Below are 23,146 nucleotides of genomic sequence, written 5' to 3' on the forward strand. Positions count from 1 at the left end.
CAATGTGGACAGCTTTCCTTTTCGCCATCGCTATGAACACCCAAGACAGCTTCGAACCCGCCCCCGCCCAGCCCGTGATGACGGTGACCGCCCTCAACCAGGCCGTCGCGCGCCTGCTGGAACGCTCGTTCCCGCTCACCTGGATCGCCGGCGAAGTATCGAATTTCACGCGCGCCAGTTCCGGCCACTGGTATTTCACGCTCAAGGACGACGCGGCCCAGGTGCGCGCCGTGATGTTCCGCGGCCGCGCCCAGTACGCCGGCTTCATTCCGCGCGAAGGCGACAAGGTCGAAGTGCGCGCCCTCGTCACGCTGTACGGCGCGCGCGGCGATTACCAGATCAATGTGGAGGCGATCCGGCGCGCGGGCGTGGGCTCGCTGTTCGAAGCCTTCCTGCGGCTGAAGGAAAAGCTGGCGTCGGCCGGGCTGTTCGACCAGGACCGCAAGCGCGCCGTGCCCATGTTCGCGCGCACCATCGGCGTGGTCACCAGCCCGCAGGCGGCCGCCCTGCGCGACGTGCTCACCGCGCTGCGCCGCCGCGCGCCCCATGTGCGGGTGGTGATTTATCCCACGCCGGTGCAGGGCCAGGGCGCCGGCGACCGCATCGCGGCGGCCATCGCCACCGCCTCGCAGCGGGCCGAATGCGATGTGCTGATCGTGTGCCGGGGCGGCGGCAGCATCGAGGATTTGTGGTCGTTCAACGAGGAGGCGGTGGCCTACGCGGTGGCCAATTGCGCCATGCCGGTGATTTCCGGTGTGGGCCACGAGACGGATTTCACGATCTGCGATTTCGCCGCCGACGTGCGCGCGGCCACGCCGACGGCGGCGGCCGAACTGGCGGCCACGCCGCGCGCCGACTGGATCGCATCGCTGCGTGCGGACACCATCGACCTGCGGCGCGCCATGCGCCGCACACTGGGCGACGCGGCCCAGACGCTGGACCAGCACGCGCGCCGTTTGCTCAGCCCCGCCGCCCAGATCCGCCAGCAGCGCCTGAAGCTGTTGGCGCTGTCGACGGCCATGACGCACGCCACCCGCGTCCCGCTGACGCAGGCGCGCTTCAATCTCGATCGACTGGGGGGCCGGCTGGCGGCCCGCAAGCCGGACGTGTCGGGCGCGCGCGCGCAGCTCGACGGCCTGCGGCACCGGACCGCGCTCGGCATCGCCACGCAACTGGGCCAGCGGCGCGATGCGCTGGGCGCGCTGACGGCGCAACTGGAATTGCTCAATCCGCAGCGCACGCTGGAACGCGGCTACGCCATCGTGACGGACGCCAAGGGCGCCGTGCTGCGTTCGCCGGCCCAGCTCCAGCCGCGCGCCTCGGTGACGGTGCGGCTGGCCGAGGGCAGCGCCGAGGTGGGGATCGCGTCGGTACAACCCACGCTGGAATAAGGCGCAGCGACGCGTCAGCCGGCCGACAGCATGGCGGCCATGCCGATCAGTGCCGGGTATTTTTCCGTCAGGATGAAGGTGGGGATGTGGGCCAGGTAGTCGGAGAAGCGGCCCTTGTCCTCGAAGCGGGCGCGGAATCCCGAGCGTTCGAAGAAATCGCGCATCTGCGGCACGATACGCCCGCCTATATAAATGCCGCCTTTGGCGCCCAGCGTGAGCGCCACGTTGCCGGCCACGGTGCCCAGCATCTCGCAGAACGCTTCCAGCGTTTCCACGCACACGGGGCAGCTGCCGTTTAGGCCGCGCGCCATGATCTCGGCCGTGCCGATGTCGTCGGCCGCCACGCCGGCCCGCTCGGCCAGCGCCCGGTAAGCCAGCGCGATGCCGATGCCCGACACCAGCCGTTCGCTCGACACGTGGTGATGGAAGCGCCGCGCGTAGCGCAGGATGTCGATTTCGCGCTCGTTCATGGGCGCGAAGCTACCGTGCCCGCCCTCGCTGTCGATGGCGATCCAGCGCTCGCCGGCCGGCACCAGTCCCGAAACGCCCAGTCCCGCGTCCGGCCCCACCAGGCCGATGGTGCCACCCGCGCGCGCCGCGCCGGCGCCGATCTGGCGCTTGTGGTCGGGCGCCAGATAAGGCAAGGCGCTGGCCAGGGCCGTGAAGTCGTTCACCACCACCAACGATTTCAAACCGAACTGGGAGCTGACCGCCTCCACCGAGAACGACCAGTGGTGGTTGGTCATGGTGACCCAGTCGCCGTCGATCGGGTTGGCGATGGCGATGCCGGCGTAGCGGGCCTGATAGCCGCCCGCCGCCACCGTGGCCGGCTGCGCCAGGAAGCGCACGATGGCCGCGCCCAGCGTGGGATAGTCGGCGCACTGCGCTTCCCACACGGCCTCGATCCGGCGCGGCGCCGTCTCCAGTGCGAAACTGGCGCTGGTGCCGCCGATGTCGGCCAGCAGGCGCGGTCCGTTGCTAAAGTGCGAATGAAGATCCGGTTGCATGTGATTCCTTCGAGATGCCCGCCGCGCCCGCCGTCCGGCCGCGTCGACAGTGGCGATTATATGCGCCGGCCGGTTTGCCCCTGAATAACCATATGATTAGTAGTGTTTCTATTGAGCCGCAGCAATCGCACGCATTCCTGCAGCGATGGCGCAACCGCTTTACAATGGTGGACGTTTCAGCAAAAATCACCGTCCGTCTCAAACCACCAAGGAATAAAAAACATGGAACATACCCTGCCACCCCTGCCATATGCTATGGACGCCCTGGCGCCGCACATTTCCAAGGAAACGCTGGAATACCACTATGGTAAGCACCATCAAGCGTATGTCACCAACCTGAACAACCTGATCAAGGGCACCGAGTTCGAGAACCTGTCGCTCGAAGACGTGGTCAAGAAATCGTCCGGCGGCATCTTCAACAACGCGGCCCAGATCTGGAACCACACCTTCTACTGGAACGGCCTGACCCCGGCCGGCAAAGGCGCACCAAGCGGCGCGCTGGCCGACGCCATCAACGCCAAGTGGGGCTCGTTCGACAAGTTCAAGGAAGAGTTCACCAAGGCCTGCGTGGGCAACTTCGGTTCGAGCTGGACCTGGCTGGTGAAGAAGGCCGACGGTTCGGTCGACATCGTCAACACCTCCAACGCCGCCACCCCGCTGACCACCGCCGACAAGGCGCTGCTGACCTGCGACCTGTGGGAACACGCGTACTACATCGACTACCGCAACCTGCGCGCGAAATACGTGGAAACGTTCTTCGCCCTGGCCAACTGGGACTTCGCAGCCGCCAACTTCGCTTAATCGCGACGGCGACGGTCGGCCGCCACGCGCGGCCGCATGCTGCATGCAAGGGCCGCGTTCTCCGGAACGCGGCCTTTGTTTTTTTCAGCAGCCAAACCAGGGGCAGACCTTGGGGATCGGACCCCCGGCTGCGCGTCGGCTTCAGGACTGCAGTTGCAGGGTCTTGACCACCCGGTTCTCGTCGCGCTCGCCGGCGCCGGACGCGCGGTTGTAGCTTTCCTTGCGCACGATGACGAGGCGGTCGCCCACCACGCCATACACCTGCTGCTCCTCCTGCCGGGCTTCGAAGCGGATCACGATGAAGGCGCGGCCCGATTCGTTCTGGATCATGCGGCTGGCCAGCGGCGTGCCGTCGTCCGCGATCCACACGTACAGGTGGCCGTCGAACTCCTTCACGTATTTGCGGTCACGGTCGCTCAGCGTGTCGATCGCCACCTCGAACGTCAGCAGGCGCGCCGGTTTGCCCTGGCAGGTGTCGGCCTGCTCGCCCTTCCACGCCGCCTTCTCCAGCACGCGCGCCAGACTGCTGGCGGCCGAGATCATGGGCCGCAGGTCGGTCGGGCTGAATTCGCGCGCCGCGTTCAAGGTCGGCGTGCGCGCGTTGGGGTTGCGCGCCAGCGCCAGCGATTCCGCATCCATGCGCGCCAGGATATCCCTGCCATACGCCAGATGCATGCCGCGCGCGCCGTCCTCGATGCCCACGCTGGCCTGGCCCTGGGTTTCCTCGGCATCCTTGCCCTCGCCCAGGCGGCGCCACGTCTTCGTGTCGAGCGTCGCCTTCAATGGCGCCTGTTCCTGCAGGCGCGTCAGCGCCGACTTGAGGTCGGACAGGCCGTCCGCGTGCGCCGCCTGGCAGCACAATCCTTGTACCAGCGCGGCGGCCAGCGCCGTCATCGTCCATCGCATCGTTCGTCCTTTCATGGTTGTGCGGCGCCGGCCAGCCGGCCGGCGCGCATGTGCAGGGTGCGGCCGCAGCGGGCCGCCATCGTCATATCGTGCGTGACCAGCACCAGCGTGGAGCCACGCTCGCGGTTCAGCTCAAACATCAACGCCATCACCGCTTCGCCGCTGGCCGCATCGAGGCTGCCGGTCGGTTCGTCGGCCAGCAGCAGCGGCGGTTCGCACACGAAGGCGCGCGCCAGCGCCACGCGCTGCTGTTCCCCGCCCGACAGGTAGCGCGGATAGTGGCCCAGCCGCGCCGCCAGCCCGACCCGCTCCAGCATGCGTTCAGCCTTGGCGCGGGCCTGGCGGTCGCCGCGCAGTTCGAGCGGCAGCATCACGTTCTCCAGCGCCGTCAGGTGGGACAGCAACTGGAACGACTGGAACACAAAGCCCACGTGGTGCTGGCGGAAGCGGGCGCGGTCATCCTCGTCCAGCGCGAAGATGTCGGTTTGCCGCAGTTCGACCGTGCCGGTCGTGGGCAAGTCCAGCCCGGCCAGCAATCCCAGCAAGGTGGACTTGCCGGAGCCGGAAGCGCCCACGATGGCGACCGTCTCGCCGGGCAGCACGGTGAAGTCGATGGCGTGCAGGATGGTGAGCGCGCCGCCCGCATCCGTCACGGTCTTGCCCAGTCCGCACACGGCGATGGCCGGATGCAGCGCCTGCGCGGCGGCGGCGCCGGCGGCGAATTCCATGGTTGTCATACTCAGTCTCCCTCGGTGGTCTAATTCGATCGCAGGCCCAGCAACGGCGGCTGGTTCAGCACATTGCGCAATCCCAGCCAGCCGCCCGCCAGCGCGCAGGCCGCGCCCACCGCCACGCCCACGGCCGGCAGCAACGGCGACCAGTGCCAGGCCAGATGGAAGCTGTAGCGCGACAGCGCCCAACTGGCCAGCGTGGCCAGGGCGGCGGCCAGCAGGCCGGCCAGCGCGCCCGTCAACGCGTGCTCTATCCACTGCGCCTGGAGCAGACGGCCGCGCGAGGCGCCAAGGGCGCGCAGCAGCGCCGCCTGGCGCGCGCGCAGGTCGTGCGAGCCGGCCAGCGCCGCGTACAACACCAGCACGCCGGCGGCCAGCGTGAACGAGAACAGGAACTGCACCGCCGCCACGGCCTGCGCCAGCATGCGCTGCAACTGGCGGAGGATGGCGCGCACGTCGATCACGGTCAGGTTGGGAAAGTCGCGCGCAAGGCGGGTGCCGAACGTCAGGTCATCGGCGGGAACGTGGACGGCCACGGCCCAGGTGGCGGGCAGGCCGCGCATGGCCGACGGGTGCATCAGCAGCAGGTTCCCGATCTGATGCGCGCGCCAGTCCACCTTGCGCAGGTTGGCCACGCGCGCTCGCAGCGGCTGGCCGGCCACGTCGAACTGCAAGGTGTCGCCGGGCTTGAGCCTGAGATCGGCCGCGAACTTCTCCTCGACCGAAATGGCGGGCATGCCCGCCGGCTCGCCGGGGCCGTACCAGCCGCCGGCCGTCAGCTTGTCGGACTGCGGCAGCGTGGCCGCGTGGCCGATGTCGATTTCCCGCTCCAGCACTTCACGCACGGCGCGCGGTGGTTCGCCCGGTTTATCCTTGCCGCCATCCTTGCCGGCGCCGACCGCTTCCAGCGCGTCGCGGCCATTGATGCGCAGCAGCCGCGCGCGCGTGAGCGCCTGCTGCTCCGGCGCGCCATAGCCACGCAGGCGCGCGTCGATCGCGGTGCGCTGGTCGGGCTGGATGTTGATGACGAATTGATTGGGCGCGCCGGACGGCGTGGCCTGCATCCATGCCGCCAGCAGGTCGGCGCGCACCACCGTCAACAGCAGCAGCGCCGCCAGGCCCAGCGCCAGCGCGGCCACCTGCAGCACGGTGGCGCCGGGCTGGCGCAGCATGTCGGTGACGGCCAGCCGCCATGCCGGATGGCCGAACCCGCCGCGCGCACGCCTGAGCAGCGCCAGTGCCAGCCAGGCCAGCAAGCCGATCACCGCACCGCCCGCCACGAACGCGCCGCCCACGAGCAGGGCCAGCATCGCGTCGCCGGTCTGCCAGGCGAGCAGGCCGCCGAACATGGCCGCGCCGAGCGCGTAGCCGCCCAGCGCGCGCGCCTGGGGCGGCGCCGCCTCGCGCCGCAGCAGCCGCAATTGCGGCACGTTGCGCAACTGGAGCACGGGCGGCAGCGCGAAACCCAGCAGCAGTATCAGGCTGGCCGCCATGCCCTGCAGCGCGGGCGCCCAGCCCGGCGGCGGCAGACCGGCCGGCGCCAGTTGCCCCAGCCAGCCCACCAGCGCGAAATGGCTGCCGTAGCCGAGCGCCACGCCCACCGCGCCGGCGGCCAGCCCGACCAGCAGGAACTCCAGCAGATACAGCTGCGTCAAGCGGGCCTGGGTCAGACCGAGGCAGCGCAGCATGGCGCAGGCGTCCAGATGACGGCGCACGAAACGACGGGCCGCCAGCGCCACGGCCAGCGCCGCCAGCAGCGCGGTGAGCAGGCTGGCCAGCGACAGGAACTGCTGCGTTTGCGCCAGCATCTCGCCGGCGTCGCCGCGCTTCGACGCGGCGCTGTTCAGGCTCACGCGCTTGACGGGTGCGGCGGCCATGCGCTCCCTGGCCCAGCGCTCGTAGCCGCTCACCTGCTGCGCCGGCCCGGCCAGCAGCAGGCGATGGGTGGCGATGGCGTGCGCTTGCAGCAGGCCGGTGGCCGCCAGATCCGCGCTGGCCATCATCACGCGCGGCGCCAGCGCGAGCATGGCGATGCCCGCGTCCGGCTCGGCCGTCAGCACCTGGGCCACGGTCAGGCTGCGCTCGCCGATGCGCAGCGTGGATCCGAGGTGCAGATGCAGGCTCGCCTGCAGCGCCGGGTCCACCCATACCGTGCCCGGCGCGGGCGGCGTCCCGCTGACGGCGTCGCCATCCTGCAGTTGCACGCGCAAGCGCCCGCGCAGGGGATAGCTGTCGCTCACGCTCTTGAGCGCCACCAGCGTGGACACGGCCTGCCCGCCCTCGCCCGCCACGGCCATGGTGAACAGCGACACGGTGGCGGCGCTGCGCAGGCCGCGCCGCTGCGCCTCGTCCAGCCATGCGCCATCGAGCGGCTGGTCCGATTCCAGCTGCAGGTCGGCGGCCAGCAGCTGGTGCGCGTCGCGCTCCAGGCCGGCCCGCATGCGGTCCACGAAGAAATTCACGGTCGACAGCGCCGCCACCGACAACGCCAGCGCCAGCAGCAGGAAACGCAGTTCGCCGGCGCGCCAGTCGCGCAGCGTCATGGAAAGGGACAGTTTGAACATGGCATGGTCGCTCTTAACAGGATGGCAATCATGGCAAAACCCGCCACGACCTGCGCCGCGATTGCGACAGAGCGTCGATAGCGGCGACAGTTTGCCGATCGGCGGGCATGGGCGGCGCGGCCAGCATCCCATTTCCCCCCCATCAACAAACCCTATGAGATCGATAGGAACATTTAATTTACAAATGTAATATTCACGACTATAATTTACCTCAATGAAGCAAATACAGGAAACGCGGCAAACCAGCTGCTCGCTGTAATGCTTAGGCGACCGGATAGTGGCTCCCGGCCTGCATGTCAGAACTGCCACATTTTGCAAGCCCGCCGGCGCCGCCGACGCTTGCCTCACTCAGGAGAACTACCATGAACGCCAAGCAACGCATCACCACCATCCTCGCCATCGCCGCCGCCTTCGCCACCACCGGCGCCTACGCCCAGGCCGAGTCGTCCACCGTCAAGCAAGTGACCGCGGCCACCGCTGCCGCCGCGCCAGCCGCACAGGCCAACACCGCCGCCGCCGCCGCTGTGACGGCCGCACGTCCGGCCGCCGCCGGCCTGACCCGCGCCCAGGTCATCGCCGAACTGCTGGAAGCCCGCAAGAACGGCACCATCCCCGAGACGGAAGCCGACTTCGACGTGGCCCAGACCCGTAAGCACTTCGCCAAGTAATCGCCGCGACAGCGCCACGCCATCATGAAACCGTTCCGCACCGCCGCCGCCGTCGCGCTGGCGCTGACCCTCGCGGCCTGCGCCGACATGGGCGGCATCGCGCCCAAGGCCAGCAAGATCGACGCTACCCGCGTCAACGCGGGGTCGGCGATCAACGGCGCCATGACGGGCGCGGCGTGGCCGCGCGAGCAGTGGTGGGAAGCGCTGCAAGACCCGCAGCTGAACCGCCTGATGGCCGGCGCGCTGGCCGACAACCCCAGCCTGCACGCGGCCCAGGCCCGTGTGCGCCAGGCGCGCGCGCTGGCCGGCATCGCCGAGGCGGCGACCCTGCCCCGGGTGGACGCCGCCGCCAGCGCCCAGCGCGAGCGGTTCTCGGCGAACTACATGGTGCCGCCGCCGCTGGCCGGCAACTACGCCTGGAACAATTCGGCCATCCTGTCCGGCTCCTACGACCTGGACCTGTGGGGCCGCGACCACGCGGCGCTGGCCGCCGCGCTGGGCGAGGTCCAGCTGGCGTCGGCCGAGACGCAGATGGCGCGGCTGGCCCTCGAATCGGCCATCGTGCGCAGCTACGTGCAGCTGGCGCTCAACTACACGCTGGCCGACAGCGCGGCGGCCATGCTGGCCCAGCGCGAACGGCTGCTCGACCTCGCGCGGCGGCGCCACGCGGCCGGACTGGCCAGCGCCATCGACGTGACCAGTATTGAAACAACGCTGCCGGCTGGCCGGCGCGAGCAGGAGCAGATCGGCACCGCCATCGCCCTGCTGCGCAACCAGCTGGCGGCCCTGATCGGCAAGGGACCGGGCGACGGTGATGCGATCGCCCGGCCCAGGCTGACCCTGTCCCCCGGCCAGGACGCGGCGCCGCCAGTCCCGCCAGCGGCCAGGCTGCCGTCCGAACTGCCGGCCGAGCTGCTGGGCCGCCGGCCCGACATCGCGGCCCAGCGCTGGCGCGTGGAGGTGGCGGCGGAACACATCGCCGTGGCCAAGGCCGCGTTCTACCCGAACATCAACCTGACCGCCTTCGTCGGCGTGCAGGCGCTGGGCTTCGACCACCTGCTCGACGCCGGATCGGCCATGCGCGGCATCGCGCCGGCCATCAGCCTGCCGATTTTCGAAGGGGGCCGCCTGCGCAGCCAGCTGGCCGGCCAGAGCGCCGTGTACGACGGCGCCGTGGAACAGTACAACGCCACCGTGCTGCACGCATTGGAGGAGGTGGCCAACGCCATCACCCGCGACCGCGCCGAGCAGGAGCAGGCGCGCCTGAACCAGCAGGCGCTGGCCTCGGCCCGGCTGGCCCACCGGCTGGCCGAACAGGCGTGGCGGGCCGGCCTGACGGACCAGGTCAACGAGATCGGCGCCCGCATCGCGCTGCTGCAGGAGCAGCGCCAGGTGGCGCAGGTGGCCAGCCGCCAGCTGGACAACTACGCCGAACTGATGGCCGCGTTAGGCGGGGGCGTGAAACTGGATTTGCCGTGACGCTTCGATAGTACAATCAAGCCTTTCGATTTCGCAGAGGAGTAGGCAATGAGCAGTTTTGAAGCGACTAAAAAGCGCCTGAAAAACATCCATGCCCGCGTGCCGGACTTCCCGGAAGACTTGATGCGTCTGATGCGCATGACGTACCACATCCAGAAACGGATGAAGGATTTGACCAACGCGGCGCTGCGCAAATACGAGCTGGTGGACGCCAGCTACATGGTGCTGGCCGTGCTGTACGGCTCGGACGACGAAATGTCGACCGCCTCCACGCTGGGCGAGGCCTGCATGGAAAAACCGGCCAACCTGACGCGCGTGTGCAACGACCTGGAATCCCAGGGTCTGATCACGCGCGGCAACCGCCCCGGCGACCGGCGCTGCGTGATGATCGCGCTGACCGACGCCGGCCGCGAGCTGGTGGCGAAGGTGCTGCCCGAAGTGTGGCAAGCGACCACCCGCGCCTACGACGGCTACAGCCCGGAGGAGGTGGCGCAGCTGGAAGGCCTGTTCAAGCGACAGTTGAATAATTTAGAAAAACTCACATAAGCAACCGACACCGCCATGATCCCCGCTCCCGCCACCGACCTTCCCCACCCGGCCAGCAGAGCAGGGAAAAGACTGGCGGGGAGTCTGATCAGGCAACTGCGCGACTGGCGCGCCAGCGAAGGCGAACGCTGGATCTTCGTCGCCAAGGCCATGCTGGCCGCCTTCGGCGCGTTGTGGATCGCCTTCCGCCTCGGCCTCGATTCGCCCAACACGGCGATGACCACCACCTTCATCCTGGCCCTGCCCAGCAGCGGCATGGTGCTGGAAAAAGCCTTCTACCGTCTGCTCGGCACCCTGGTCGGCTGCACCAGCGCGCTGCTGATCGTGGCCGTCTTCCCGCAACAGCCGGTGCTGCTGTTCCTGGCGCTGGCGCTGTGGATCGGCCTGTGCACGGCCGGCGCGGCCATGCACCGCAACCAGCAATCGTACAGCTTCGTGCTGGCCGGTTACACGGCCTGCATGATCGCCGTGCCGGCCATCGACCATCCGACCACCGTGTTCACGCTGGCCGTCACGCGCGTGACGGAGGTGGGGCTGGGCGTGATCTGCGCGGCCGTGGTGCACGACGTGCTGTTCCCGCGCCACCAGTCGCGCCAGGTGATGCGCACGGTGCAGGCCCGCTACGACAGCTTCATCACGTTCTGCCAGCAGATGCTGGAACACAGCCTGTCGCCGGCCCAGGCCGAGCTGCACCACCTGCGCTTCGCGGCCGACATCGCCGCGCTCGAATCGGGCCGCGCCGCCGCCTTCTTCGAGGCGGCCCACGCCCGCGCGCACACGCGCCAGCTGCACGCCTTCAACAACGCCTTCATGTCGGCCCTCACCACCTGCTACACGCTGCACCGCCTGCTGCGCCGGCAGCGCGCCCACCCGCCCTCGCCCGTGATCGCCCTGCTCGCGCCGCTGCACGCGACGGTGGCGGCGGCGCTGCGCGAGGACCTGTCGGGCGCGCGCATGGAGCATGTGCGCGCCACCCTGGCGCAGCAGGTGGCGCAGGCGCAGACGCAACTGGCGCTGGCCCAGCCCGAGCGCGCCCAGCAAATCACGTTCGACACGGCGGTGGAACTGCTGGACCGCTTCGTGCGCGACATGGGGGCCTTCGCCGCCCTGTACCACGGCCTGACCCAGCAGCGCCAGCTGCAGGTCAGCGATCCCGTCGCCTACAGCCCGCGCACGCCATCGGGCATCGTGCTGGCCAGCGGCGTGCGCGCGGCCGGCGCGCTGCTGGCCGGCGCCACGCTGTGGTACTGGCTGGCCTGGCCGTACGCCGCCAACACCATCATCATGACCTCCATCTTCTGCGCGCTGGCCTCGTCCTCGCCACGCCCGGTCGCCATGACGCGCCAGGTGCTGGCCGGCTTCCTGCTGGTGTGGCCGCTGTCGTTCCTGTCCGAATACCTGCTGGTGGTGCGCGCCAGCGGCTACCCGATGCTGGTGCTGGCCGCCCTGCCCGTGTTCGCGCTGGGCAGCTATCTGACCACCGACGCGCGCCGCGCGGGGGTGGGCGTGGGCATGAGCATGTTCGCCGCGCAGGTGATCGCGCCGCTCAACCAGATGCAGTACGACGGCGCCGCCTTCCTCAACAACACGCTGGCGATGCCGGTCGGCGTGGCGCTGGCCTGGGCCATCTTCGCCGTGCTGCTGCCCGAGCACACGATGGGTCAGAAGGACCACATCGCCGCCGCCCTGTGGCGCGAGGCGCTGGCCACCTGCAAGGGCGCGCTGTTCCGCCGCAAGCACCGTTTCGACCACCGCGTGCGCGATCTGCTGAGCCAACTGAACGCCGCCGCCGGCCCCGCGCCGGGGGCGCCCGCGCGCGCCGTCGTGCGCCAGGGCTTGACGCTGCTGGAGCTGGGCCACTCCGTGATCGAGATGCGCCAGCTGATCGCCGCCACCGAAGCGGGCCCCGTGCGCAACGCCTTGCAGCTGTGCGTGGACCAGCTGGCCGCCTACTTCCGCGCGCCCAGCCGCGCCAGCAGCGCGGCCGTCCAATACGCCGTGCTGCAGGCCGGCCCGCCCATACGCGAGGCGCTGGCCGAGGCCACGCCGGCGCGCCAGGCGCGCCTGCGCACGGCGCTCACGGACCTGCATTCCATTTACACATCCTTGCTGGACCAGATGCCGCAAGTGAAAGGAGACACCCACCATGCCGCGTGAGATCGCCGTCTTCGGCGTGCTGCTACCGACCTTGCTGCCACTGTTCGTCGTCAGCCTGCTGCTGCAGGGCGTGCTCGACCGGGTGCTGGGCCACACGGGCCTGTACCGCCGCGCGTGGCACCCCGCGCTGGTGCGGCTATGCCTGCTCGTCTGCATCTTCGGCGCGCTGATCGTCGCGCTGTACCAATAAACCGCCGCACCTCAACTTTCGCTGGGAGAACCGCCTTGAGCGCATCCAAACTGTTTCGCTTTGCCCTGACCGCGCTGCTGCTGGCCTGCGCCATCTGGACCGGCCACCTGGCCTGGGACCACTACATGGAATCGGCCTGGACCCGTGACGGCCGCGTCAAGGCCGACGTGATCAACATCAGCGCCGACGTGGCCGGCACCGTGACGGAGGTGCGCGTGCGCGACAACCAGCTGGTGCGCCAGGGCGACGTGCTGTTCGTGGTCGACCCGGCCCGCTACCGCAGCGCGCTCGATCAGGCCAGCGCCGTGCTGGCCTCGCAGCAGGTGGAACGCAGCCGCCGCGCGCAGGAGGCGCGGCGCCGCGCGGGCCTCGACAGCGCGGTGGTCTCGGCCGAAAACCGCGAGACGGCCGAAGCGGCGGCCGGCACGGCCACGGCCCAGTACCTGGCCGCGCAGGCCGCGCGCGGGCTGGCGCAACTGAACCTGGAGCGCACCGTGGTGCGGGCGCCGGTGACGGGCTACGTGACCAACCTGAACGTGCACCCGGGCGATTTCGCCGCCGTGGGCGCGCCCAAGCTGGCCGTGATCGACCGCGCCTCGTACTACGTGGTCGGCTATTTCGAGGAGACCAAACTGCCGCTGCTGCGGCCCGACGATCCGGTCGAGATGCGCATGCTGGGCGGCGACACCCCGCTGCGCGGCCACATCGAGTCAGTCGCGCACGGCATCACCGACCGCGACGCCGGCACCGGCCACGAACTGCTGGCCGACGTCAACCCCACCTTCAACTGGGTGCGGCTGGCGCAGCGGGTGCCGGTGCGCATCCACATCGACCAGGTGCCGCCAGGGCTGGAACTGGTGGCCGGCACCACCTGCACGGTGGTGATCGGCGCGCATCCGGCGATGGCGCCGGCGACGGAGAAAACACCGCCAGCGGCGGCGCACCATGGCGCCGCCTGACCCGCGCCGCTACGGCACGCGCGCGCAATGCAGGCTGCGTCCCGCCAGACGACAGCGCGACCGGGCTGCGCCATGGGCGTCGTAGCCGGTCACGTTCCAGCGCTCGCCATCGCGCTCCAGCACCGCGAAGCCGAATTCGCTGTCGGTGAAAAAATCGTCGATGCGCGTGTCCGCGAACGGCAGCATGACGTTGGGCAGTTGCGCCGGCAGGCTGCCCTCGTTGGCCGCGCCGCCATTGCCCAGCACCAGCGTGGCGGCGTGTCCGCTGCCGAACGATAGCGCCTCGACCAGGTGCTCATGGCCATGCATGGCCAGTTCGACCTGCGGCGGCAAGATGGTAGCCGGGTGCGCTGCGCGCATCACGGACGCCAGCCCTTGCACGGACGGCGCGGCGCCATGCACCGCGTCCGGCGCCAGTCCCAGCACCGGATGGTGACTGAGGAAGAAGCTGTGCGGCGCGCGCCCGGCCAGCAGGTCCAGCTGGCGCAGTTGCGCGGCATACTGGCGGAACGCCGGATCGTCCGCGCCATAGGGCTTGGGACCGGAGCGAGCCGAATCGAACACCAGCAATTGCGTGCCCGCGCCCAGCGGTACCGCATAGGGCGGCGTAAAGTCGGCGTCGTCATCGTGCGCGGGCGCGTCGCAGGAGCGCGCCGCGCGCCATGGCGCCGGGTCCAGGAAGCGGAACCAGCCCTGCCCCGCGCGGCTGCAACGCTCATGGTTGCCGCGCACGACCACCCACGGCGCCGCCGCCAGCAAGGGCGCGGCCGGCCGCATCAGATCGGCCAGCCAGGTGTCGCTGCCGTAACCCCAGGGACTACCCGCGCAGCCCGGCACGTTGCCCGGACAAGGGCTTTCACGGTAGTTGTAATCGCCCAGATGGATCACCAGGTCCGGCCGCTGCGCCGCCGCGCTGCGCGCCACGTCGGCGAACGGCCAGCCGCCGCCCTCGGCGCACGACTGGAACTGCCCGTCGCTGGCCTTCAGGCGGCAGCCCGTGTCGCCGATCACGACGATGCGCTCCACGACGGGCGCCGGCACGGGCAACGCGCGCCCGCCCACACTCACGTGCCGCGCACCCGCCGGCAGCGCCGCTTCGCATGTGGTGACGTCGAACGTGGCCGGCTTGGCGTCGGCCTGGGCGCCGCCGGCGCGGGTTGGCACGGTGCCGGCGGCCGCGCGTAATCGCATCGTTTGCGCCGCGCCGTCGATATCGATGACGGGACAGTCGTGCGCGCGCGTGAGCACGCGCGCGCTGGCGCGGCCATCCCCGCCTTGCAGCGTGTAGGCCGCTTCGATGGCCGCGTCGCCGCCGTGCGGAGGCACGACGGTACAGGCGGCGCACAACAGCGGCGCCGCCCAGATCCAGTGGCGCATCTTAAAAATCAGCTTTGACGGACAGCTGCATGCTGCGCGGCGCCTGGCTGATGTACTGGTCGAACGCCGCCGTCTTGCCCGGCGAGATGGAAACGAACTCCTGGCGGTTGAGCAGGTTGAAGACGTTGAACTGCAGCTTGAGCGTCTTGATGCCGGCGCCAGGGTTCTGGAAGCGGTAGGCCACGCTCAGGTCCGTGTTGCCATAGGCCGGCGTCAGATACTTGTCGTAGGCGGCCGGCTTGGCGGGATCGAAATCGACCTGGCGCACTTCGCCGGTGCGCTTGTAGATCAGCGACGCCGACCACGGGCCGGCGTTGTACAGCGCGCCCAGCGCGGCCGTCATGTCGGGCGAACCGGAGATGGTCTTGCCCGTGTCGTTGGCCGTGGCCTTGTTGGACGAGCCGTTCGCGTACAGCGCCAGGCCATTGCCCACGGCCCAGGTCAACTGTCCTTCCACGCCCTTGTAGGTGACGCCGCCGATATTGACGTAGGCGGCCGCCGTGCCACCGAGGCCGTTCGACACGTACTTGTTGGTGAAGTCGATGCGGTACAGGTCCACGTCCCAGGTCAGCACATCCTTCTTGCCCACCACGCCCAGCTGGTAGTTGGTGGACAGCTGGGGATCGCTGCTGTTGCGGGTCGGGTCGCTGATGTAGAACGACTTCAGGTCCGGGATCTGGAAGCCCTTGGCGTATTGGGCGTACAGCGCCAGGTCCGCGCCGATGCGCTGGTTGGCCGTCAGGAACGGCAGCGTGGCGTGGTAGTCGACCGAGGTGTGCTGCGGCAGGCGCGTGCTCTGGTTCACGTCGGCGTCCACCGCGCGCGTGATGCGTACCGCTTTCACGCCCGGCGTGACGGTCAGGCTGTCGGTGGCGGCCCACTCGAATTCGACGAAGGGCTGGAAATTGCGGATGGTGGACTGCTGGTCGAACAGCACGCTGGGGAAGGCCACCGGCGCGGGCTTGGTTTCGCGCGGATCGCGCACGTTGAGCGTCAGGTCCAGGTCATACTGGTGGCGGTCGGTGTCCGAATACTCGTACCAGAAGCCGGCGCGGCCGGTGCTGTTGCCGAACTGTTTGCTCAGCTTGAAGATGTCGCCATAGGCGCGGTATTTGTTCTGCTTGTCGATGCCGGGGATGTCCTTGTTGCCGGGGCCGCCTGCCTTGGTGCCGGGCAGCGTGGCGCCGGTCGGATCGCTGGACGAGATGGTCTGGTTGTCGTAGGCGTAGGTGTAGAGCTGGTTGTCCGAGTTCACGCCATCGCCCCAGCTGGTTTCCAGCCGCAGGTAGCTGAAGTCCGTGTGCTTGGTGGTGTGGTTGTAGCCGGTGTAGTTGAAGCTGGTGGGGTCGTCGTTCAGGCTGTAGTTCTTGCCGAATTTGGCGATCTGCGACAGCGTCGGGCCCTTCGAATTGTCGGGCTGGACGTACTTGATCTCGTTGTCGGTGGCCACCACGGTGGCCAACGTGTCGGCGCCGATGGCGCGCTGGAACTTGATGAAGTAGTTGTCGCTCTTGATGCTGTTGCCGGTCAGGTAGCCGTCCGACTTCAAGTGCTGGTAGTTCAGCTGCACGGTGGCGTTGCCGTAGTCGCGCAGACGGCCGCTTTCATACGCGCCACCGACCAGCGCCGTGCCCCAGGTGCCGACGGAACCGAATACGCTGGCGCTTTGCGTCTTCGATGGCTGCTTCGAGTACAGGTTGATGGAGCCGCCGAAGGTCGCGTAGCCGAAGTTGCTGGCCATGCCAGGCCCGCGCTCGACCACGGCGCCGCCGATCACGGAAGCAGGGAAGAACGAGGTCGAGTGGTGGGCCGGGTTGTTGGTGTCACCCCAGGGGATGCCGTCGAAGGTGATGTTGTACTGGTCGTCGCTGAAACCACGCATGGTGGTCTTGGTCTCGGACAGGCCAGGGCCGTTGGCCGAATCGCCCGACATGCTGGGCGCGATGTTGACCACGCGGCTGTATTCGGCCGTGGGCGCCACCGACAGTTCGATGAATTCGCGCGTGATGATGGACTGCGGCTCGCTCGCCGCCAGGCTGGCCTGGGTGGGCGCGACGGACGATGCGCTGCCCTTGGCCGTTTCATCGGCGCGGTAGGCGCCGGCCTTGGCCGATACCACCACGGTGGCCACGGCGCTGGCGGCGCCTTCGGCATCGGGCAGGCTGTCGGCGGCGGAGGCGCCCATGTGCACGAGGGCGAGTGCGACGAGGGAGGCGAGCTTGGTGCGGCGGAATACGCGATTCGGGATCATGGTGTCTGTCACTATGGAAATGTAAGTTACACGTTGGTAAAACATGCAACGCTACGCGCCAAATATGACGGCAATATGTTGAATTCATTGCACTTTCATGACAGTGCGACAAGAATAGCGACCGCTTTCAGGTGGTGGGTTTTTAGCGGTCACCTTAAGCTTACCTTCATCATGTTACGGGGTTGATTGGTATAATTAATATTCTTTCAATCAACACCCCTTCACATGCGCATCTCCGTCCTCGTTACTGCCCTGGCTTTGGCATCGGAATTATCGGCCTGTAGTACCGCCAACATTTATGACTCCCTGCAAGACCACGAACGCGACCGTTGCAGCGCAATGAACGAACCTGACCGCACCACTTGCATGAACCGGTCCTCGACCAGCTACGACGAGTACAAGAAGCAGCGCGACCAGGCCACTGGCAAGCGCGACTAAGGCGCATCAAGATGTCCCGGCCGCTACACTTGGCGCCCGCGCGCTGCGCTCTGATCATCGGCATGACGCTGCTCGGCGCCTGTGCTATGTCACAGGCCGCCGCCGGTGCGCTGCCAGCCCAGGCCCAGGATGACGGCGCGGCCGAACGCGTGCGTGCCATCGACGCCATGCTGCAGCGCTATCTCAAGCCCGGCGTGCCGGGTGCGGTGGTATTGGTAACCGACCATGGCACGCCGCTGTTCCGCAAAGCCTACGGCCTGGCCAAGGTCAGCGAAAACGTCGCGCTCGATCCCGGAATGAGCTTGCGTGTGGGTTCCATCACCAAGCAATTTACGGCGGCGGCAATCATGCTGCTGGCTGAGCAAGGTAAGCTCGCACTGTCCGACAAGGTCGGGCAATACCTGCCTGCTTTCGCCGGGGCGGACTGCCCGGTCACCATCGAGCATTTGCTCACGCACACCTCCGGCATACGGAATTACACCGAGCTGCCGCACTTTGTCGAACGAATGAACTCGGATGTCAGCGTGGAGGATGGCATCGCCTTCTTCAAAGACGCCAAACCTGAATTTGCCCAAGGTGACCGCTTTGCATACAGCAATTCGAACTACTTCCTGCTGGGCGCCATCATCGAGCGCGTGTCCGGCATGCCATACGCGGACTTCATGGCCCGCAACGTCTTCGAGCCGCTGCAGCTGACCCATACCCGTATCGAAACCGGCGCCGCTCCTGCCGACGTCATCGGCTACACGCAGGAACGCCGCAAGGTCACCGTGTCGCCGGATTACAGCATGCGCTGGCCTTACGCGGCAGGTGCCTTACGCACCAGTGTCGACGACCTGGCACTGTGGGACCAGGCCATCGTTCATGGCAAGTTGCTGAAACCCGAATCCTGGCAGCGGATGGCCACCAGTTACCGCCTGCACGGCATACGCGCGACAGGCTATGGCTACGGCTTTTTCATCCGCAGCATCCGGGGCAAAGCTGCGATTGAACACGGTGGCGATATCGGCGGCTTCAGCGCCGACATGATGCGCTTCCCGAAGGAGGAAATTTTCATCGCCGTGCTGGCGAACAATGACGCTGGCGATCCCGCTCCAGACGAGCTGGCGGCAAAGATCGCGGCCATCGTGCTGCCACGCTGAAGGTCATCATGACGGCTTACCCTGCCTTGTGTTCCGCCCTGCTGACCGCCATGTTCGCAGCGTTTCTGCAGGGCTGCACAGCACCGGAACCTGTCTCCAGCATACCGTCGCTGGCGCAAGCATATCGGGGCAGGTTGCAGCTCGGCGCCGCTGTTGAACCGGGCCAGTTGAACACGCCCGAAGGACGGTTGCTCGCTGCCCAGTTCAATAGCGTCGTGGCCGAGAACGTCATGAAGCCTTCGCGCATCCAGCCCAGCGAAAACGAGTTCCATTTTGCGCCAGCCGATGCGATCGTCGATTTCGCCCAACAGCACGGCATGACGGTCAGAGGCCATACACTGCTGTGGTACAAGCGCACGCCGGACTGGTTTTGGTCCGACAAGGACGGCCACCCGGCGTCGCGCGATCTGGTGTTGTCCCGCCTGCGGCAGCATATCGAGACAGTGGTGGGCCGCTACAAGGGCAAGGTCTATACCTGGGATGTGGTCAACGAAGTCACTGATCCGGCCCAGCCTGACTGTCTGCGCCACGACCAATGGCTGCAGGTGGTCGGCCCGGACTATATAGACTGGGCTTTCCGCTACGCGCATGCGGCCGATCCCGGCGCGCGCTTGATGATTAACGACTACTCGACGACGCTGCCTGCAAAGCGCTTATGCCTGCAACGTGTGGTGCAAGGCTTGCTGGCGCGCGGTGTTCCTGTCCATGGCGTGGGGCACCAGATGCATATTTCGATTTTCGAACCTGCAGTTGCCGAGGTGGATGAAACGTTGGCGGTATTCGCCCGCCTGGGGCTGGAAAACCAGATTACCGAAATGGACATGAGCCTGTATCAACGCCATGCCTACCTGCTGCCGGATTCCGTGGACCGTCTCCTGCCCGTACAGGGTCAACGCTATGAAGCGCTGATGAAAGTCTTTCTTTCCCATCCGGAGCTGACGGCGGTAACATGGTGGGGCATCTCCGACGCCCATACCAGCCGCAACGGGGGCTGGGACTGGTGGCGCAGCGACGCACCCTTGCTCTTTGACAGCCAACTGCATCCAAAGCCCGGCTATTGGGGTGCATTGAAGGCCGTGCAGGGCTTGCCCTGACCGCCGAAAATGGCAAACCCGGCTACCCGCAGGGCCTGGAGCCCTGGACCAATCAGCAGCCGATTTGCCAGCCCCCGGTAGAATGGCGCTCTCGCACAGGAGCGCCATGAACGATATCCACTACGCGGGCGGCATGGAGCGCTTCGGCGCCATCCGCCTGTTCCTCGACGCCGCCCGGCTGGGCAGCTTTTCCGCCGCCGGCCGCTGCCAGGGCCTGTCGCCGGCCGCCGCCAGCGCCGCCATCCAACGCCTCGAAGCGTCGCTGCAAACGAAGCTGTTCGAACGCACCACGCGCCGCCTGCGTCTGACCGGGGAAGGCCGCTTGTACCGCCACTTCAGCGAACAGGCGCTGGCGCTGATGACCGAGGCGGAGGTGGGTCTGCGCGCGGGCGACGGCGCGGTGCGCGGCACGGTCGGCATTTCCGCGCCGTCCGACTTGGGACGCAACCTGCTGCTGCCCATGCTCGATCAATTCCGCGACCTGCACCCGGAGCTCCAGTACGCGCTCACGCTGAGCGACACGCCGGCCGACCTGGTGCGCGACGATATCGACCTGGCCATCCGCTACGGCCAGCTCCCCGACAGCGACATGGTGGCGCGGCCGCTGGCGGCCAGTCGGCGCGTGGTGTGCGCGGCGCCGGCCCTGCTGGCGCGCTGCGGCGTGCCCGACACGCCGGCGCAACTGGCCGACTCGCCCACCATCGTGCTGGCGACGGCGCACGGCCCGATGCACGACTGGCGCTACACCGACCACACGGGCGGCAAACGGCGCGCCGCGTCCGTGCGCGTGCGGCGCTACCTGCAAAGCAACGACGGCGAAGTGGTGCGTCGGTGGGCCGTGGGCGGCCAGGGGTTCGCCTGGAAATCCATCCTCGACATTGCCGACGATGTGCGCGCCGGCCGCCTGTGCACGGTGCTCGACGATTACTTCACCGACAGCGCCCCCCTCAACCTGCTCTACCACCGCAATCGCTTCCAGCCGCCGCGTATCGCGCTGCTGGCCGACTTCCTGCAGCAGCGCTTTGGCCAGTTGGCGCTTTAAGGACGGATCACGCCCATCTGCCGCAGCAGCGCAAGGTTGTCCTCCAGGTGCCAGTTATCGGCGATCCGGCCATCGGCCACGCGGTACAGGTCGAAGGCCTGGAAATCGATGGCCTGCCCCTGCCCTTTGACCTGCCCGAACTGTCCCGTGAAATGGCCGGTGAAATGCAGGCGCACCACCACGCGGTCGCCCGCCGCCACCATGTCCGTCACTTCGGCCGCCAGGTCGGGCACGGCGGCGCGGAAGTTGCGCGACGCCTGCAACGGGCCGGCCGTGCCCTGTTCACGGCCTTCCGGCAAGGTGCGGTCGATGAAGCCGGGCGCCAGCGCCTGCCGCGCGTATGAGGGATCGCCGCTGTTCCAGAACGCGGCATAGCGGCGCGCGGCCAGCATCACGGCCTCCAGTTCCGGCGTGGTGGCGGCGCTGAACACGCGGCCCGGCGCCGGCAACCCGGCGGCGGCACTGGCGCCATCGGCCATGGCGGCCAGCGGCGCCGCGCACAACAGGCCGGCCAGCGCGACGGTGGTGAACAAATGGGAATGGGACGAAACGGACATCAGCAGCTCCTCGCAAAATGAGATCAAGTGCACAGCGCACAGACTGCATTCTGGGCGCGCCGGCCCCGCTTGATAATTGGGTCGGCGCTTGAAGGAGTTGCCTGTTTTGTTTGAAGATCAGCGCGCGCCGGCGGCGTCGATGAAGCTGCCGCTGACGTAGGACGACTGTGGGCTGAGCAGCCACAGGATGGCTTCGGCCACTTCTTCCGGCTGGCCGCCGCGCTGCATGGGCACGGTGGCGGCCATGCGTTCGACGCGGCCTGGATCGCCGCCGCTGGCGTGGATATCGGTATAAATCAATCCGGGCCGCACGCAGTTGACGCGGATGCCTTCGGCCGCCACCTCCTTCGACAGACCCAGCGTGAGCGTGTCGACGGCGCCCTTGGAGGCGGCGTAATCGATGTAGACATTGGGCGAACCGACCCGCGAGGCGCCCGACGAGACGTTGACGATGCGCCCGCCCTGGCCTCCGCGCGCGGTGGACATGCGCAGCACGGCCTCCTTGCAGCACAGGAAGTAGCTGATGACGTTGGTGGTGAGCACACGGTGCAGGCGCTCGACCGACATGTCCGTCAGCCTGCACTGTTTTTCCAGCACGCCAACGTTGTTGACGAGCGCCGTGATGGGGCCCAGTTGGGTGTCGATGGTGGCGAACAGGCGCTGCACGTCCGCCTCCACGGCCACGTCGGCCTGCACGGCGATGGCTTCGCCACCGGCGGCCACGATGCGGTCGCGCAGCGCTTCGGCCGCGCCGGCGTCGCTGCGGTAGTTGATGCAGACGGCGTAGCCGCGCTGGCTGGCCAGCAGCGCCGTGGCCGCGCCTATCCCCCGGCCGCTGCCGGTGACGAGCAGGACTTCTTTCATCGTGGCCGACTCCAGGTTCTACTCAGGTTTCACGTGACGCAAGGCGTATGCCACATGCTGCCACCAGTGTTCGCGCGAGTGCACCGTCTTCAGGCATTTGGTGTCGATCTCGCCCTTGAAGACGGGATCGGCGCATTGCCGGTTGATCAGCGCGTTGCGTTGGTTCTCCGCGTTGGTCAGCGCGATCGTGAGCCACACGATCAGGCCGATCGCGATCAACAGGATGCTCCACGCGATATGGTTGATGTAGCTGTATTCGTACAGGGTATTGATGTCCGGCTCGGACTCCCTGTACATCTTCATGACGCCTTTTTCGACTTCGTTTTCTTCCATTTTATTTCTTGGCTGCTTTCTCCGCGCTGGTTTTGGCGACCAGCATGTCCATCACCTGGAACAGCGCCGCGTGCGCGGCAGGTACGCTGGACTGGCCGTGGCCGGCCAGCGCCGGCGAGGTGGTGTAATGACCATCGATCACGAGGCTGGGCGCGCTGTCGAGCTTATACTCGTTGACCAGCTGCATGGACCGCTTCATCTTCGTTTGGACCGCGAAGGAGTTGAAAAATTCCAGGTACTTGGTCTTGTCCACGCCGTTCTTGGTGACGAAATCCAGCAAGCCCTGGTCCGTGTTCAGACGATTATGCTCCACATGGATCGCGTGGAAGATCTTTTCGTGCAGGCCGTTGCCCAGCGCGTTCATCGCCTCCAGCGTGGCGAACGCGTGCGCCTGCGGCTCGGTGATGTTGGGCGCCATGTGCAGGCGGCGGAACACGATCTTGTCGCCCTGCTTCTTGACCCAGTCGTTGAGCACGGGGTCGAGCGCGTTGCAGTGCGGGCAGTGGTACATGAACACTTCCACCACTTCCACTTTTTTGCCGGTGTCGGTGCGCACCGGGGTATCGAGCGTCATGTAATCGACGCCGCTCTTGAAATCGGCGGCAAAGGCGCCGGAAGCGGAAGCCACAAAGGCGACGGAAGCAAACAA

Annotated in this window: 21 protein-coding genes; 11 read left to right on the forward strand and 10 right to left on the reverse strand. The window is 67.7% G+C overall.

All coding sequences use genetic code 11. The features are described 5' to 3' along the window. Window positions 1-32 precede the first annotated feature (32 nt). Complete coding sequence (gene xseA / locus AC1RQG_RS06235; RefSeq protein WP_493129410.1) at window positions 33-1,391, forward strand: exodeoxyribonuclease VII large subunit; 1,359 nt, start codon at window positions 33-35, stop codon at window positions 1,389-1,391. Window positions 1,392-1,405: 14 nt separating this feature from the next. Here the strand turns inward: xseA and AC1RQG_RS06240 are convergent, their stop codons facing one another. Further along, entirely contained in the window at window positions 1,406-2,398 is a 993-nt protein-coding gene (locus AC1RQG_RS06240) for a glucokinase (RefSeq protein ID WP_493129412.1), read from the reverse strand. Between the two features lie 222 nt (window positions 2,399-2,620). Between AC1RQG_RS06240 and sodB the strand changes: the two genes are divergently transcribed. Continuing rightward, window positions 2,621-3,199, forward strand: coding sequence for a superoxide dismutase [Fe] (sodB, locus tag AC1RQG_RS06245; protein ID WP_493129414.1), 579 nt, complete (start codon window positions 2,621-2,623; stop codon window positions 3,197-3,199). Window positions 3,200-3,340: 141 nt separating this feature from the next. On the opposite strand, the gene AC1RQG_RS06250 is transcribed toward sodB, so the two are convergent. The 3 genes from AC1RQG_RS06250 to AC1RQG_RS06260 are packed head-to-tail and all read right to left on the reverse strand — an operon-like array spanning window position 3,341 to window position 7,400. Beyond that, complete coding sequence (locus AC1RQG_RS06250; RefSeq protein ID WP_493129416.1) at window positions 3,341-4,105, reverse strand: hypothetical protein; 765 nt, start codon at window positions 4,103-4,105, stop codon at window positions 3,341-3,343. An 11-nt stretch (window positions 4,106-4,116) separates the two neighbouring features. Continuing rightward, window positions 4,117-4,842, reverse strand: a complete 726-nt coding sequence (locus AC1RQG_RS06255) for an ABC transporter ATP-binding protein (RefSeq protein ID WP_493129418.1) — start codon at window positions 4,840-4,842, stop codon at window positions 4,117-4,119. A gap of 20 nt (window positions 4,843-4,862) precedes the next feature. Further along, on the reverse strand, window positions 4,863-7,400 hold the full coding sequence (locus AC1RQG_RS06260; RefSeq protein WP_493129420.1) for an ABC transporter permease: 2,538 nt from the start codon (window positions 7,398-7,400) through the stop codon (window positions 4,863-4,865). 362 nt (window positions 7,401-7,762) lie between these two features. On the opposite strand from AC1RQG_RS06260, the gene AC1RQG_RS06265 reads away from it, so the two are divergent. Genes AC1RQG_RS06265 through AC1RQG_RS06290 form a run of 6 tightly spaced genes read left to right on the forward strand, consistent with a single transcriptional unit; the run spans window position 7,763 to window position 13,399 of the window. Continuing rightward, window positions 7,763-8,068: a DUF4148 domain-containing protein gene (locus AC1RQG_RS06265; protein ID WP_493129422.1), complete on the forward strand. Its 306-nt coding sequence runs from the start codon at window positions 7,763-7,765 to the stop codon at window positions 8,066-8,068. 24 nt (window positions 8,069-8,092) lie between these two features. Then, entirely contained in the window at window positions 8,093-9,547 is a 1,455-nt protein-coding gene (locus tag AC1RQG_RS06270) for an efflux transporter outer membrane subunit (protein ID WP_493129424.1), read from the forward strand. Window positions 9,548-9,595: 48 nt separating this feature from the next. Next, window positions 9,596-10,093, forward strand: a complete 498-nt coding sequence (locus AC1RQG_RS06275; RefSeq protein ID WP_493129426.1) for a MarR family winged helix-turn-helix transcriptional regulator — start codon at window positions 9,596-9,598, stop codon at window positions 10,091-10,093. 15 nt (window positions 10,094-10,108) lie between these two features. Then, window positions 10,109-12,250, forward strand: coding sequence for an FUSC family protein (locus AC1RQG_RS06280; RefSeq protein ID WP_493129428.1), 2,142 nt, complete (start codon window positions 10,109-10,111; stop codon window positions 12,248-12,250). After that, complete coding sequence (locus tag AC1RQG_RS06285; RefSeq protein ID WP_493129430.1) at window positions 12,240-12,440, forward strand: DUF1656 domain-containing protein; 201 nt, start codon at window positions 12,240-12,242, stop codon at window positions 12,438-12,440. Before AC1RQG_RS06280 ends, AC1RQG_RS06285 begins: the two co-directional genes overlap by 11 nt. Before the next feature lie 35 nt (window positions 12,441-12,475). Then, window positions 12,476-13,399 carry an efflux RND transporter periplasmic adaptor subunit gene (locus tag AC1RQG_RS06290; protein WP_493129432.1) on the forward strand — a complete coding sequence of 308 codons (924 nt, stop codon included), beginning with the start codon at window positions 12,476-12,478 and terminating at the stop codon, window positions 13,397-13,399. A 9-nt stretch (window positions 13,400-13,408) separates the two neighbouring features. Here the strand turns inward: AC1RQG_RS06290 and AC1RQG_RS06295 are convergent, their stop codons facing one another. Further along, window positions 13,409-14,776 carry a metallophosphoesterase family protein gene (locus tag AC1RQG_RS06295; RefSeq protein ID WP_493129434.1) on the reverse strand — a complete coding sequence of 456 codons (1,368 nt, stop codon included), beginning with the start codon at window positions 14,774-14,776 and terminating at the stop codon, window positions 13,409-13,411. Between the two features lies 1 nt (window position 14,777). Beyond that, a complete protein-coding gene (locus tag AC1RQG_RS06300; RefSeq protein WP_493129436.1) occupies window positions 14,778-17,027 on the reverse strand; it encodes a TonB-dependent receptor in 2,250 nt (749 codons plus the stop codon). A 500-nt stretch (window positions 17,028-17,527) separates the two neighbouring features. Between AC1RQG_RS06300 and AC1RQG_RS06305 the strand changes: the two genes are divergently transcribed. The 3 genes from AC1RQG_RS06305 (at window position 17,528) to AC1RQG_RS06315 (ending at window position 20,743) form a co-directional block, all read left to right on the forward strand. Beyond that, the gene (locus tag AC1RQG_RS06305; RefSeq protein ID WP_493129438.1) at window positions 17,528-18,607 is read left to right on the forward strand and encodes a serine hydrolase domain-containing protein; all 1,080 of its coding nucleotides are present in this window, start codon (window positions 17,528-17,530) and stop codon (window positions 18,605-18,607) included. An 8-nt stretch (window positions 18,608-18,615) separates the two neighbouring features. After that, a complete protein-coding gene (locus tag AC1RQG_RS06310) occupies window positions 18,616-19,701 on the forward strand; it encodes an endo-1,4-beta-xylanase (RefSeq protein WP_493129440.1) in 1,086 nt (361 codons plus the stop codon). Between the two features lie 106 nt (window positions 19,702-19,807). After that, window positions 19,808-20,743: a LysR family transcriptional regulator gene (locus AC1RQG_RS06315; protein ID WP_493129442.1), complete on the forward strand. Its 936-nt coding sequence runs from the start codon at window positions 19,808-19,810 to the stop codon at window positions 20,741-20,743. Here the strand turns inward: AC1RQG_RS06315 and AC1RQG_RS06320 are convergent. From AC1RQG_RS06320 to AC1RQG_RS06335, 4 genes are all read right to left on the reverse strand, one after another. Then, on the reverse strand, window positions 20,740-21,300 hold the full coding sequence (locus tag AC1RQG_RS06320; RefSeq protein ID WP_493129444.1) for an ester cyclase: 561 nt from the start codon (window positions 21,298-21,300) through the stop codon (window positions 20,740-20,742). The two genes, AC1RQG_RS06315 and AC1RQG_RS06320, sit on opposite strands and share 4 nt — an antisense overlap. 117 nt (window positions 21,301-21,417) lie before the next feature. Continuing rightward, a complete protein-coding gene (locus AC1RQG_RS06325; RefSeq protein ID WP_493129446.1) occupies window positions 21,418-22,164 on the reverse strand; it encodes an SDR family oxidoreductase in 747 nt (248 codons plus the stop codon). Window positions 22,165-22,182: 18 nt separating this feature from the next. Then, entirely contained in the window at window positions 22,183-22,497 is a 315-nt protein-coding gene (locus tag AC1RQG_RS06330) for a hypothetical protein (protein WP_493129448.1), read from the reverse strand. 1 nt (window position 22,498) lies between these two features. Next, window positions 22,499-23,125 (reverse strand): thiol:disulfide interchange protein DsbA/DsbL, encoded by a 627-nt coding sequence (locus AC1RQG_RS06335; protein ID WP_493129449.1) that lies wholly within the window; start codon window positions 23,123-23,125, stop codon window positions 22,499-22,501. Window positions 23,126-23,146: the final 21 nt, after the last annotated feature.

The organism is Rugamonas sp. GW822-FHT03B10 (assembly GCF_058801745.1).